This is a genomic window from Flexithrix dorotheae DSM 6795, assembly GCF_000379765.1.
Classification (GTDB): domain Bacteria; phylum Bacteroidota; class Bacteroidia; order Cytophagales; family Flammeovirgaceae; genus Flexithrix; species Flexithrix dorotheae.
The window spans coordinates 101,733-115,493 of sequence record NZ_KB903441.1; the positions used below are offsets into that span (position 1 = coordinate 101,733).

The following is a 13,761-nucleotide window of genomic DNA, read 5'->3' on the forward strand; positions in this document are numbered from 1 at the left end:
CAGTATAATTTCCTAACTTCAATGAAAAGGCCTAAATAATGAAATTGAAATATATCACCTCAATAATATTAATCACTCTTACTTTTCACCTTAAAGCTCAGGAAGCGTCTTTTGAGGTAAAAGGATTTTGTATAGCGGCACCAAAATCGAAAGGATTGCCTGCATTTCTGAAGTTTATACAACAGGACCTTGTACCCAGAAAAGTAAACACCCTCCTACTCAGGGTAGATTTTAACTACCAGTACAAAAGCAGACCAGAATTGAGAGATGAGGATGCCCTATCGGAGGAGGAAGTAAAGCAACTGGTAAATGTTTGTAAGGAAAATGGTATTAATCTTATTCCCCAGATTAACCTTTTAGGCCATCAATCGTGGGCGGAAACAACTTATAATTTGCTGGTAAAATATCCGGAATTTGATGAAACACCACATGTAAAAATGCCAGAAAAGTACGAATGGCCGAATGAAGATGGACTTTACTGCAAAAGCTATTGCCCGCTTCATCCCGAAGTTCATGGAGTAGTTTTTGATTTGGTGGATGAAATCATGGATGTGTTTGAAGCTAAAGATTTCCATGCGGGAATGGATGAAGTTTTTTATATTGGTGATGACAAATGCCCAAGGTGCTCTGGATTGGATAAGGCAGAATTATTTGCCGGTGAAGTTACAAAAATAAGGAATCACCTTACCCTAAAAGACAGGAAATTATGGATTTGGGGTGACAGGCTACTGGATGGAAAAACTACCGGGCTCGGTATGTGGGAAGCCAGTATGAACAACACCCACCGGGCCATAGATTTAATTCCCAAAGATGTGGTGATATGCGACTGGCATTATGAAAGACCGGAACCTACAGCAGCCTATTTTGCCATGAAAGGATTTCAGGTAATCACCTGCCCCTGGAATAAACCAGAAGTTGCAAAAAAGCAGGTTACAGATCTTAAAATCCTGAAGGCACATTCAAATCAAACCCTATCTGGAAAATACCTGGGAATGATGCAAACGGTTTGGTCAGGACCAGAAAGTTTTATGGAGGTTTATTATGAAGAGGTTGAAGCCAATGAAAGGAGAAAAGGTCCTTCAGAATGTTTTAAAACACTTTTTGAAGAATTAAATCGTAAGTAAACCTTCTTCAAAAAAGCAATCGAATTCAATTAAAACAAAAATGGAAGTACATTCCCAACTAGAAAGAAGAACAAAAACCAGGATTCTTTCCATAGATATTTTTCGGGCGATTACCATGCTCTTAATGATATTCGTAAATGACCTTTGGACTTTATCAAATATTCCGGAATGGCTGGATCACAAGCCAGCCGATGTGGATGGACTAGGGCTGGCAGATATTGTCTTTCCTGCTTTTTTAGTAATTGTTGGCCTTTCCATTCCCTTTGCAATCAGGAATAGAAAAAGCAAAGGAGATGATACCAAAAATATTCTGATTCATATTGCCGAGCGTGTTTTTGCCCTCTTATTGATGGGGGTTTACATGGTCAATTTTGAAAATATTAATCAGGAAGCACTTGGTTTCAACAAATACTGGTGGGAAATTTTAATGGCCTTTGCCTTTGTACTCATCTGGAATGTATATCCTGAAAATGATGGCAAACATAAATTATACAATGGTTTAAAATTTTTCGGTTACGCTATCCTGGTTTTTCTTGCTTGGATTTACGAAGGAGGCACAGCTGACAATCCTATTTGGATGCAAACTCATTGGTGGGGTATCCTTGGTTTAATTGGCTGGTCTTATCTGCTGTGTTCACTGGCTTACCTTATCGGTGGAAATAACTTAATTACAATAACTGCAATTTGGGTATTCTTCAACCTCTTTAATGTAGGAGTTTTTGCCGGATGGCTGGATTTTATGCAGCTGATTAAACCTTATGTGTGGATTGTAGGAGATGGTTCTATGCCCGCTCTAACTATGGCAGGTGTATTGGCATCTGTTATTTATATCAATTTCTCAGAATCGAATAAACCTTATATTTTTATCCTGATTATAGCTGGCATGGGATTACTTTCCCTGGCCTATGGGTTTGGGACTAGGCCTTTTTGGGGGATTTCCAAAATACAAGCCACCCCGGCATGGGTGGGAATTTGCACTGGCATTAGTTTGTTAATTTATCCGGTTCTATTTCTTATTGTGGATATTTTCGGCAAAAAAAATTGGGCAAAAATCATAAAACCTGCCGGAACTGCTACCCTCACCTGTTATCTTATTCCCTATTTTTATTATCCCGTTATCGCCTTAATTGGAATTTATTTGCCCATGTCACTGCGAACCGGAGTAATAGGATTAATTAAATCTTTCCTTTTTGCTTTATTCATTATTCTGATTACCGGAGTTTTAAACAGGGTTGGGATTAAGTTGAAGATTTAAACCCCTTCGCCTTCTTATAGCAGCACTGATGGGTCAATATTTTGGGAAAAAACTTTTCAAATCGAAAAATCCTGAAGCAATTGAAAAATATCCCATCAGGGTCTTTCTCGGGAGAAGACCCTGAAATAAATTAAAAGTAAATTACCCAATGCTTCTCTTTCTACCTATCTCCTTTAGCTTTGATAGACTGAATAATTACCGTTCCATTCTTGGAAGATGTTCCATAAATGGCCCTCATTTTTAAATCATCCTTTTTATAAATGTGAATATATTCTATTTTTCGAAGTTTATACCTGTTTAATTCTTCCATATTAATTTTCTTACCATCTAGAATTATTAATGGAAAAGGGTTAGCAGGAAATGTACTAAAATTTGGAATTAAAATTATTGTTGAGTCCCATTCGTAACTTGGAAGTTGGTCAGTTGTAGAGTCAGGTATATATTTTAGTTCAATTTGGATTAAAGAATCAATATGATTATATAAATCACTATTTTCCTGCGCTAAACAATTTACAGCATTTATTAGGACAAGGATGAACACTATATTTTTCACGAATCTCTAAGACAACCTCTCTTTATAGTCTTCATACCCAAAAGATTTTACCAATTTAAATTCTCCTTCCTCAGTTAATATTCCAATAGATGGCAGATTTACACCATTAAAAGTATGGTTTTTTACCATGGTATAATGGATCATATCATCAAATATGATTTTATCCCCAATCACCAATGGTTCTTGGAAGGAATAATCACCCATTACATCTCCGGCAAGGCAGGTTAATCCGCCCATTTTGTAAACGTGATTTCCATTGGCATTTTTCTCTGCACCTATGATATTCGGCTGGTAAGGCATTTCCAGGCAATCGGGCATATGGGCAGCGAATGAGGTATCCAGCATGGCCGCTTTAGTTCCTTGATTTTCAACAATATCCAAAACTGAAGAAAGTAAAAAACCTGTTTCCCAGCCAACAGCACTCCCCGGCTCCAGTATGATATCCAGGTTATAATTCAGTTTTAAGTTCTTGATCAAATCAATCAGCAAATTCACATCATAGCCTTTTCTGGTAATCGCATGTCCACCTCCCATATTCAGCCATTTGGCTTCATGCAGCAAATGGCCAAATTTTTCTTCTACAGCCTCAAGCGTCTTCTCCAATGATTCAGCACTACTTTCGCATAGCGTATGGAAATGTAACCCTTCAATTCCTTCTGGCAGACGATCACCAAGTTTATCAGAAGTTACGCCCAGCCTCGATCCGGGAATACATGGATTATATAAATCAGTAGTAACCTCGGAATATTCCGGATTTATTCTGATGGCGCAGGAAATTTTTTTTGAAGCATTTTGCACCAACGGTTTATATTTTTCCCACTGGCTTAGAGAATTGAAAGTAATATGCTCACAAAGCTCCATAATTTTTGGAAATTCCTGTTCCAGATAAGCCGGGCAATAGGCATGAACTTCCCCTCCAAACTCTTCCGCTCCTAGTCTGGCTTCGTGCAGAGAACTTGCAGTAGTTCCTGGCAAAAACTGTTTGACCAGGCTAAAAGCACTATGCATGGCAAACCCTTTTAAAGCACAGATAATTTTGGCTCCGGAGGCCTGTTGCACAAGGTCCAAAATCATTAAATTATCCCTGAGTTTTTTTTCTTCCAAAACATAACAGGGCGAAGGAATTTTACTAAAATTTATTGCTGACATTGATTTAAATCTAAAATGAAATGATGGGTCCTCACAAACTGCCCTTTACTTTAAATTGCCTCTCGAGACCGGGAAAGGGTAACCCCGGCACTATGGCAGATTCCTCCAATGGGAGGGTTATATTTTTTGATGGTAATGGTGACTTCAATAACATTGGGAAATAAATCCAGAATCTTTTTGCAAATATTATTGGCGAGATATTCCAATAAATGGACAGGATTTTCCATTTCCGATTTTATGGTTTTATACAAATCTTCATAATTGATGGTTTCTTCCAGCGAATCTTCTTCCGCGGCTTTGGTAAAATCTGTAGCCACTTCAAGGTCTACTCCAAACTTTCTCCCAACTTGTCTTTCTGACTTATAAAACCCATGGTAGGCAAAAAATTCAATTCCTTCTAATTTAATTCTTCCCATTTCATCTGTAGTATTAATAACATGAAAATTTGTTAAAGCTTCAGGTTCTTACACCTTCTACCAAGCTTGCAAAATCCTTAGTAGCGCAAATATAGGTTGGTATCTTAAGATGAAGGTAAAAAATATGACAATAAAAGACTTTCCAATCATTTCTACATTTGAAATCAGGCGAAAATAGCAGACGGGACAAGCAGTGAACAATTCTTATTGATGGGTTCATTAAGTTTTATCATTAATCTGACAATTACTTATTGGCTGGAATAATAAATGAGGCTTTTTCCGGATTAATTAAATACCCTATTTTCCTTATTGTGCTTATTAACAATTCTTTGGAATTAGGTTTAAAACATTAAAATAAAAATTCGATTTTACTTAATAAACCCAAACAAACACTTAGAGACTCAGGATTAAACTCATCCATCTTTAAATATTAAGACGCTAAAAATCAGTATTTTACACCTCTTTTTTTATAAAGAGTAAGTCTTAAAATAATATAATTATTCTAATATAAGCCCTCTTAAAAATAATATTTTGAGTTAATAAAAATTCACCTTAATGTTAACTAAATATTACTTTAAATTGATTAGTTTTACATTAATGTTAACTTAAAGTTAACAAAACAACTCTTAAATTGATTGAAACTCTAACATTATCAAAAAAGAGGCGTTCTAAAAAATAAAAACTTAATATTCACTTAACACTGAAAGCCATGAGATTTTTTTGGATTTCTTTTATCGCGAGTTTTTTAATTCAAATTGCCAATGGTCAAAATCAAACTAACAATACCTTTACCCAGGATTTTGCCAGCATATTTGCAGAAGGAAAAGTACAGGACACGATTGGGTTCATGTTGGCCCCTGAGGAAAACCTAAATATTAAATTAAAACAAGAGATAAAATCGGAGCTTGGTCACCTGATTGCTGAGCTAAAGGAGAAAAAAAAGAAATATAAGTCAGATATGTATTACCTGAATAAGGTAAGTAAAACCCTTTTTTCTAAATATTTCAAAACCTATGAACCACTTTCTACTTTTGGAGAAACTATGACTTCGGGTAAATACGATTGCCTGACTGGCACCCTTTTATTTGCCTATGTTCTGGAGCATCTGGGTTATGATTATAATATTCATGAAACCAACTACCACATTTATCTGACTATTCCCACAGACAAAAGACTCATTTTAATCGAATCTACAGACCCTTATTATGGTTTTATAGTAAACAAGGGCACTGTGAAAACAAGAATGGCTCAGTACCAAAAAGACAATCAACAACTTGATAATCAGGAAGATGTTTATCAACCTAAATACAAGATAAATAATACCATTGCCATTGAAAAATTGATGGCATTACAGTATTACAATAAAGCTATAAAATTCTATAATGAGCGGAATTTTGAAAAAGCAGCCACCAATGTTCAAAAAAGTATGGTGGTGTACGATTGCGAAAGAAATAAGGAGCTCTTGAGTATGATTGTTCAAAACCGGTAACTGGATCATCCATCAATCTACTTCATAAAAAAAAGGTAGACATAGTGCAATACACCAAACCTACCCCAATTATGAAAGTGATTATTCTATTCTTACTGAATAAAATAAAGCTCAAATTTCCGCAAGATTTCATTATTCCTCTACAAGATTTTTAGCAAATACTATAAGAAATGTAGCATTTTGCCTCCTTTAACATATTTTAAGGCAAAAAAAAGCATGGTTTTACTCATAACCATGCTTTTTTTATTTCAAGGATTAAAGGAAATTTCAATCACTACAAATCCCTTTCATAAGCAAACCGAATTTCCTTTCCATGTTATGTTTTTTATTATTTTAGTTCTGCTTTTAAAAGGTCATGATTATCCGGCTATAATTACAATACCAAAGAAACGGTCCAGAACGGTAAGAATAAATAATAGTCCTAAAATTGTAGGGCATAAAAATCTCACGCCAAATCCTAAATATTTACTCCAAATGGAATTTTCAAATTCAGGATATCCTTTAGAAATCTCTCCGTAAAAGCTCGGTTTTTTCCAAATATATGCTGCAAAAATAGAGATTAGGAACCCTCCTAAAGGCAAGAAACTATCATTGGCCACATGACCTACAAAATCCATAAAGTTTGTGGCATTTTCATCTCCAATATAAGTAATGAAATTGGTAAACATTGCCGAATATCCATTACCAATTAATGAAGGAAGGCCAACCACAAAAATTACGAGAGCAACTAACCAGACAGCTTTTGTTCTTCTTACATCCAGTTCATCCACCACATAGGAAACCGGAACTTCCAGTAAGGAAACCGTAGAAGTGAGTGCGGCAAAAGAAAGTAGCAAAAAGAAAAGAGATCCAATAAAAACACCTAGTCCACCACCGAGTGATCCGAAAACTCCAGGAAGAGTAACGAAAATCAGTCCCGGACCACCATTTGGAGGTAGTCCCTGAGAAAATACAAGGGGAAACATCATAAGTCCGGCTATGAATGCTATACCCACATCGGCCAGTGTAATAAGGACTGCCGATGAAATAATATTTTCGTTTTTTCCAACATAACTTCCATAAGTAATAAGTGCTCCCATACCAAGTGAAAGTGAGAAAAAGGCCTGCCCAAGGGCTTTATATATCACTTCCAGTTTCACTTCTGATATATCTGGCACCAGGTAGAATTTTATTCCATCCCAGGCATTGTCTAAGGTTAGGGCATAAACCACAAGGCTTAATATAATAATGACTAAGGTAGGCATTAACAATTTGGCGGCTTTTTCAATCCCTCCGGCAATTCCTTTTGAAACAATGAATGCAGTAGTTCCCATAAAAACTATCCCGTAGGCCCCAACTTTTACCACATCTTTAATGTAGTCTCCAAATTGCTCACCAATTGAAAAATTTCCCATTACCATTTCAATGAAATACCCAAATGCCCAACCTGCCACAACATTGTAATAAGACAAAATCAATACTCCACTGATCAGTCCAAGTTTTCCTATAATACTCCATTTTGGAAATCCCAAAACCTTAAAGGCCCCCACTGGATTCCTTTGGGTTTTTCTACCTATGGCAATTTCGGCCACCATCACTGGAAAGCATAATAAAAAACAAAATGATAAATACATGATGAGAAAAATACCACCACCCCCTGCGCCAACTTCAAAGGGAAACTTCCAAATATTTCCCAGCCCTACTGCGGATCCTGCAGCTGCTGCTACAAATCCTAATCTACTTGAAAAACCTGATCTTACCGCCATTTTTTAAGTCTAGTTTAAATAATTAATACTCCCTTGGGTTTCATACCTGTACTCCATTTTTTGAAGGATAATACCAATAGCAAAATGAGAATATCTGCTGGTAAACCGTATCACGAAATCGCGAAAGCCTACTTTTTGTACAGAAAAAATGAAGTGCAAATTTAAAGAAAGGTGATTAACCCGAAGGAAATACGTGCATTGTATTGATTGCCAACAAATTAGTTTAATAATAATTTTAGAAGTAAATCTATATATTAACTTTTATAACTACAATGGAAGAATTGGAAAATAGAAAATTTTGAAATTAATTCTCCGAAGGATGGACAATTTCCATTAAGGTAAGGTTTATTTTTTTGACTGATATTACTTTTCAGAAAAATTAAGATAATCGATTAATAAAACCATTCTATGGCAATTTTAAAGGTAAGACACTAATTTTTGTAAGTTTCCGGGAATAATTTGGGGAAATTATTCCCGGAAACTTACCTGATTGGATCAAACAAGTGGAAAATTTCAATTTACTTCACCAAAATCTCCCAATTTAATACATCTTCCAATTGGATAATTCCCACGACCAAATATAGTATTTATCGCATTCCTGAGTTAATAACCTATTAACATTCATTTAGGATTAAGCCTAACTAAAGTATATCTAAATGAATGCAGCATTTTACTACCCAATTAATTTCTACACGACAACCTAATCAGTCTAAAACAGGACGCTTCTGGTAACCAAAAAACCTACAGAAAACTAAAATAATTTGTTTGGGTCAGTTTAAACTAATTTAAACAAGTCAAAACAATTTTAAAGATTTTTAAAATTAAGCTGTTTTGAAATACAAGTTTTTAACTATCTATCGTCTAGAGCATGACCTAAACTAAAAAACGAATAAAATGAAAAACAAGGTTTACCTCTTCTGCCTTTACTTTTTAGGAAATATTTCCTGCCTGATAGGTCAGGAACAAATTATTCTGGATAATGTAGGGGAAAAAGTAAATTCAAAATTAAGAGAATTAGCACCAATTGTTTCCCCTGATGGGCAATCGCTTTATTATATGGTATATGGTCATGACGAAAATAAAGGGAAAGCTGATATTTGGGTTTCCAACCTGGAGGATAAAGACGGCAACTGGTCAGGCAAAACCCGTCTCCCATTTCCATTTAATCAGATTGCATATAATCAGGTGATGAGTGTTACTCCTGATGGAAATACCCTAATGGTGAGGGGAATTTTAGAAAACGGTGAGGTTTTCCCTAAAGGGTATTCTTTAATCCGAAAAACTAAAGATGGCTGGAGTGCTCCCAAAAAGATGGAGATAGCGCAATATGATGAAATGAACCATGGTGTTATGTATTCCGCATGTCTGTCTAACAATGGAAAAATTCTCATTTTAAGTTTTAGAGAAGAAAAACTTTCTAACGACCTTTATGTCAGCTTTTTAGAGAAAAGTGGCACCTGGACTAAACCAGAATCACTTGGTGTTGATATCAATACCTTTTCAATTGAATTTTCTCCATTTTTGGCATCCGATAATAAAACACTTTACTTCACCAGTGATAGAAAAGGAGGAAAAGGAGGATATGATATTTATGTTTCCAAAAGGAAAGGTGAGGACTGGACAAGCTGGACGGAGCCTCAAAATATTGGCCATCCTGTAAATACCGAAGGTAATGAAATGTATTATAGTCTTTCAGCTTCAGGTGATTATGCTTTTATAGCTTCTACTCAAAACCAGGAAATGGATTATGATATATTTAAAGTAAAAATAAAAGAAGAACAAAAGCCTGATCCCGTAGTGATCGTTTATGGAAAAGTGCTGAATGGGAAAACTGGAGAAAGTCTGGAGGCGTCCATTCACTTTGAAACATTACCTGAGGGTAAAGAGGCTGGAATTGCCCACACCAATCCTAAAACCGGAGAATACAAAATAGTACTTCCATATGGAAAAGAATACGGATTCAATGCAAAGGCATCAAACTTTGTTGCTATTTCAGACAATCTTGATTTATCAAAAACTGCTGATTACCAGGAAATAAGAAGAGATTTAAAATTACTTCCTTTGGAAATTGGCACCACCGTAAGACTTAATAACATTTTCTTTGAAACAGGGAAATCTGCCCTAAAAGAAGCCTCTTTTAGCGAATTAAAAAAAGTCGTTAAACTTTTAGAGGATAACCCTAAAATGAAAATTGAAATTTCAGGGCATACAGATAATGTGGGATCCGAAGCAAGTAATTTGAAGCTTTCAAAAGAGAGGTCTGAAGCAGTCACATCCTATCTTCAATCCCATAATATAAAAACAGATAGGATTATAAGCAAAGGCTATGGAGAAACTAAACCTTTAGCTGACAATAATACTGAAGAAGGTAAGCAACTAAACAGAAGGGTGGATTTTACTATTTTAGAAAATTAATCATGGGTTGAAAATTTATTTTATCACATTAATTCACCTGTTTTAATAGCCAACTAAGTCCATATTCAAATTTTATTTGAGCTTTTAGCTATTTAAAATTGAAAAAATATGGAACAAATAGCCAAATTAGCAATAGATGAAAGATGCCCGGAACTAAGTTCCGGGCTTTCTTTTTATACAAAGATTTTTCTTAGGGCCTTTTTTTCAATTCCACAGTACCTCCAATCCAGCAATCTATCTGTATAATATCTCTTTCTTTTCTGCCTTCGGAAAATATATCATTGATATGGGGAAATTGCTGGGAGGCCTCATCCATTTTTGTAGAATTCCCTGCCAGGGCATACATTTCATATGCTTTAATATAACATAACCTGGATTGTACTTTACTTGAATTATCATAGCACTCCTCTCCACTACCCATGTATAAATCACCAATAAAACTGTAAATATTTTTTCTTAAAGCTGAAGAGCCTGACTGTTCCGAAATTTTTAAAGCCTCTAGGGATAATTCCCTTGCCTTATATTTATCCCCCTCTTGGTTATGAATCTTTGCCTGATCAAAAAGCAATTCTAATTTTTTGGAGTCACTTAAATCTTCCGCCATCATTGCTTTTTGTTTCCATACCAAGGCATTTTTATAATTTTTTTCTTTCAGATATTCCCTGGAAATCAACTCCGCCCATTTTAGCTTTTGCTCGGATAAAAATAGATTTTCTAATGCATTTAAATACAAGGAATTATCATCACAATTCCCTTTATTCAGCAGTAAAACCGCCATCTTAGATATATTTAATCTTTCTGGTTGTGCTTCAATAATTTCCTTCCAATGCTCATTTACAAACCTGCATTTGTCCTCTACTACATGAAGCAATAAACTGGTAATTTCTTCTTCCAGTTCTTCCCATTTTTCTTTTGATGTTTCGGAGCTTTCTGCTAAACCTGATTCTATTACCTCTGTAATTTCCCCGTATTCCTTGAATACTTCATCCTGCGATATTTCTCCCTTTTTAAAATTATTTACAGATGCCTGCATCAGAATTTTCATTTGATATCGCGGAGTATTGGCTTTATTCAGCGTTAAAATTCTCGAATAGAGCTTATAAATTTTATCCCATTTTTCAGGATCATCCCTTTTTACCCAAAAATTATAGGCTACTCGTCCCATTCTCCTTAAAACATCCGCCTCCTCCTTGTAATATTTAATTCTGGTTTCATAAAGGTCCAGTATTTTGTTCTGATAATGCTCCTTTAAAAGTTTATCAGTTTCTTTTTTTTCCAATTGAGTGTAAATAGTCACTCCTTCTATATAAATGGCTTTATTTAATTCAGGATTATTTTCTAATAACCAATTAAGGGGATCTACAGCTGCCTTATAATCTTCCATGATCATGGCATCTTTATAAAGCTGGTATTTTTCCCTGGCTAAACCTGGGTTTTCCTCCATCCACAAAAACTCGGGGCCTACCTGGGCCAAAACACTATTGAAAATAAATAGACAAAAAATAAAAAATGAGGCAGTTTTCATAATCATAGATTCATTAGTGAGGGGGTAGTAAAGAGGGCTTTCCTCATTATTTTAAATGCTATGCATCTACGCAATGGTTGCCTGAAGGTAAAAACTGATTCAATTGACAACTTTATATTAGAAAAAAAGGAAGTTTAAAGGCACACTTTTATCTTTAGCCTTATTTTATAAGTAACTACGGTCATACATTACAATTTCTCAATACTAAATTTATGAAACTATTCCTTGCCCTTTTACTTTTCATAATTTCTGCTTCTTTATTGCAGGCACAACTCAGAGTAGCAAAAATTTTTGGAGATAACATGGTTCTCCAAAGAGATGTTGAAACTCCAATTTGGGGATGGGGAGAAGCCGGAAATAAAGTAGAAGTTAAACTTCTAAGTTCTACCAAATCTGCCATTATTGATAAAGAAGGCAAATGGGAAGTCATTCTCCCTAAACAAAAAGCAGGAGGTCCATTTGAAATTAAGATCAAATCTAAAAACACAGAAATTTCACTCAAAAACATCCTAATTGGTGAAGTCTGGATAGCTTCAGGTCAATCAAATATGGAATGGAAAGTGGCTAATTCGAACAATGCAGAAAAAGAATTAGAAAATGCTGATTATCCACAAATCAGGCATTTTTTAGTGGAGAGGGATGTGGCATTTCATGAACAGGAAAATTTAAAATCGGGAGAGTGGAAGGTTTCCGGCCCTGAAAACACTGGACAATTTACTGCTGTGGGTTATTTTTTTGCAAGAGATTTATACAAACACTCAAAAATACCCATTGGTATTATCAACACCAGTTGGGGAGGGACCAAAATTGAATCCTGGATAAGCCCTGGATCCATGGCAAAACTGGACTCATTTCAGGTGATTTTGAAAACTATGCAACAGAAAAATGAAACAGAACTAGCCTCCTGGGCGGCACAAAAACTCATAAAAAAATATGGTACTTATTCTTCAGAAGATTCCTCCAGTCTTTGGCAGTCAATAACTGTTCCTGCTACATGGGAATGGGCAGGATTGTATGGCTGGGACGGTGAGGTCTGGTACCAAACCAGTTTTGAAATCCCTTCAGAAAAGCCTGTTGAAAATGCCAGTTTACACTTAGGTAAAATTGCCCAGTCGGATGAAACCTGGGTAAATGGGATAAAAGTTGGGGAAACCGTTCACAATCAGGAGATCCAAAGAGTTTATCAGCTAAATAAGGATTTGTTGATGGTTGGCAAAAATGAAATTTTAGTAAAAGTTACCGAATCAGAAAGTTCCCAGGGCGGATTTTCAGGTCCAACAGATGAACTTTATTTTGAAATGGGTGATTATAAAACCGATCTTTCCGGTGACTGGAAAGTTAAACTTGGGAAGGGAAAAATTAATTTTAAAACTAGTCCCTCTACCCTTCCTTCTCTTCTTTATAATGCCATGGTAAAACCCATTATTCCATTTCCTGCCAAAGGCGTTATCTGGTATCAGGGCGAATCAAATGCGGATTACCCTGAATTGTATAATCAGTTATTTCCAACAATGATTAATGATTGGAGGACCAAATGGAACGATCCCAAAATGCCATTTTTGTTTGTCCAGTTGGCCAACTGGAAACAAAGGCAAGACAAACCAGGGGAAAGTAATTGGGCAGAATTAAGGGAAGCCCAAACTAACGCTTTGGAACTTTCAAATACAGGAATGGCTGTAATTATAGATATTGGAGAAGCTAATGATATTCATCCAAGGAATAAGCAGGATGTTGGGAAGAGGCTGGCATTGGCAGCAAGAAAAGTGGCTTATCAGGAGGACTTAGTCTTTTCAGGACCGACTTATCAATCTATGAAAATAAGGGGTAATAAAATTCATCTCAAATTTCAAAATACGGGAAGCGGCCTCGTTACTAAAGATAATCAAACGATTAGAGGTTTTGCTATCTCCGGTGAGGATAAAAATTTTGTTTGGGCTGAAGCTAAAATTATCAGTAAAGACGAAATTGTAGTTTTCTCCCCTGGCATTTCCAAACCTATTGCGGTAAGATACGCCTGGGCAGATAACCCGGATTGTAATTTATACAATAAAGAAGGATTACCTGCTTCACCTTTTAGAACGGATTTTTAG

At 35.7% G+C, this 13,761-nt stretch carries 10 protein-coding genes; 5 read left to right on the forward strand and 5 right to left on the reverse strand.

Going from position 1 to position 13,761, the window contains the following annotated elements; genetic code table 11:
* Positions 1-38 precede the first annotated feature (38 nt).
* Positions 39-1,124: a family 20 glycosylhydrolase gene (locus A3EM_RS0114725; protein ID WP_020528987.1), complete on the forward strand. Its 1,086-nt coding sequence runs from the start codon at positions 39-41 to the stop codon at positions 1,122-1,124.
* Positions 1,125-1,164: 40 nt separating this feature from the next.
* Positions 1,165-2,379: a heparan-alpha-glucosaminide N-acetyltransferase domain-containing protein gene (locus A3EM_RS0114730; RefSeq protein ID WP_044238532.1), complete on the forward strand. Its 1,215-nt coding sequence runs from the start codon at positions 1,165-1,167 to the stop codon at positions 2,377-2,379.
* Positions 2,380-2,539: 160 nt separating this feature from the next.
* On the opposite strand, the gene A3EM_RS0114740 is transcribed toward A3EM_RS0114730, so the two are convergent.
* From A3EM_RS0114740 to folB, 3 genes are read right to left on the reverse strand one after another with little or no spacing between them, the layout of a single operon-like run.
* On the reverse strand, positions 2,540-2,932 hold the full coding sequence (locus tag A3EM_RS0114740) for a hypothetical protein (RefSeq protein ID WP_020528991.1): 393 nt from the start codon (positions 2,930-2,932) through the stop codon (positions 2,540-2,542).
* A gap of 6 nt (positions 2,933-2,938) precedes the next feature.
* A complete protein-coding gene (gene nspC, locus A3EM_RS0114745; RefSeq protein ID WP_020528992.1) occupies positions 2,939-4,081 on the reverse strand; it encodes a carboxynorspermidine decarboxylase in 1,143 nt (380 codons plus the stop codon).
* Positions 4,082-4,131: 50 nt separating this feature from the next.
* Positions 4,132-4,497 carry a dihydroneopterin aldolase gene (gene folB, locus A3EM_RS0114750; protein WP_020528993.1) on the reverse strand — a complete coding sequence of 122 codons (366 nt, stop codon included), beginning with the start codon at positions 4,495-4,497 and terminating at the stop codon, positions 4,132-4,134.
* A gap of 709 nt (positions 4,498-5,206) precedes the next feature.
* Between folB and A3EM_RS0114755 the strand changes: the two genes are divergently transcribed.
* Positions 5,207-5,986: a hypothetical protein gene (locus tag A3EM_RS0114755; protein WP_020528994.1), complete on the forward strand. Its 780-nt coding sequence runs from the start codon at positions 5,207-5,209 to the stop codon at positions 5,984-5,986.
* Between the two features lie 359 nt (positions 5,987-6,345).
* On the opposite strand, the gene A3EM_RS0114760 is transcribed toward A3EM_RS0114755, so the two are convergent.
* Entirely contained in the window at positions 6,346-7,731 is a 1,386-nt protein-coding gene (locus A3EM_RS0114760; protein ID WP_020528995.1) for a sodium-dependent transporter, read from the reverse strand.
* Between the two features lie 894 nt (positions 7,732-8,625).
* Between A3EM_RS0114760 and A3EM_RS0114765 the strand changes: the two genes are divergently transcribed.
* A complete protein-coding gene (locus tag A3EM_RS0114765; protein WP_020528996.1) occupies positions 8,626-10,146 on the forward strand; it encodes an OmpA family protein in 1,521 nt (506 codons plus the stop codon).
* 190 nt (positions 10,147-10,336) lie between these two features.
* Here the strand turns inward: A3EM_RS0114765 and A3EM_RS0114770 are convergent, their stop codons facing one another.
* Positions 10,337-11,677 carry a hypothetical protein gene (locus tag A3EM_RS0114770; RefSeq protein WP_020528997.1) on the reverse strand — a complete coding sequence of 447 codons (1,341 nt, stop codon included), beginning with the start codon at positions 11,675-11,677 and terminating at the stop codon, positions 10,337-10,339.
* A gap of 206 nt (positions 11,678-11,883) precedes the next feature.
* Between A3EM_RS0114770 and A3EM_RS0114775 the strand changes: the two genes are divergently transcribed.
* Positions 11,884-13,761 carry a sialate O-acetylesterase gene (locus tag A3EM_RS0114775; RefSeq protein WP_020528998.1) on the forward strand — a complete coding sequence of 626 codons (1,878 nt, stop codon included), beginning with the start codon at positions 11,884-11,886 and terminating at the stop codon, positions 13,759-13,761.

Coding starts and splice junctions, on each gene's coding strand:
- A3EM_RS0114770 (WP_020528997.1), bottom strand. CDS start 11,677: ATGATTATGAAAACTGCCTCATTTTTTATTTTTTGTCTATTTATTTTC.
- A3EM_RS0114765 (WP_020528996.1), top strand. CDS start 8,626: ATGAAAAACAAGGTTTACCTCTTCTGCCTTTACTTTTTAGGAAATATT.
- A3EM_RS0114730 (WP_044238532.1), top strand. CDS start 1,165: ATGGAAGTACATTCCCAACTAGAAAGAAGAACAAAAACCAGGATTCTT.
- A3EM_RS0114755 (WP_020528994.1), top strand. CDS start 5,207: ATGAGATTTTTTTGGATTTCTTTTATCGCGAGTTTTTTAATTCAAATT.
- nspC (WP_020528992.1), bottom strand. CDS start 4,081: ATGTCAGCAATAAATTTTAGTAAAATTCCTTCGCCCTGTTATGTTTTG.
- folB (WP_020528993.1), bottom strand. CDS start 4,497: ATGGGAAGAATTAAATTAGAAGGAATTGAATTTTTTGCCTACCATGGG.
- A3EM_RS0114775 (WP_020528998.1), top strand. CDS start 11,884: ATGAAACTATTCCTTGCCCTTTTACTTTTCATAATTTCTGCTTCTTTA.
- A3EM_RS0114725 (WP_020528987.1), top strand. CDS start 39: ATGAAATTGAAATATATCACCTCAATAATATTAATCACTCTTACTTTT.
- A3EM_RS0114760 (WP_020528995.1), bottom strand. CDS start 7,731: ATGGCGGTAAGATCAGGTTTTTCAAGTAGATTAGGATTTGTAGCAGCA.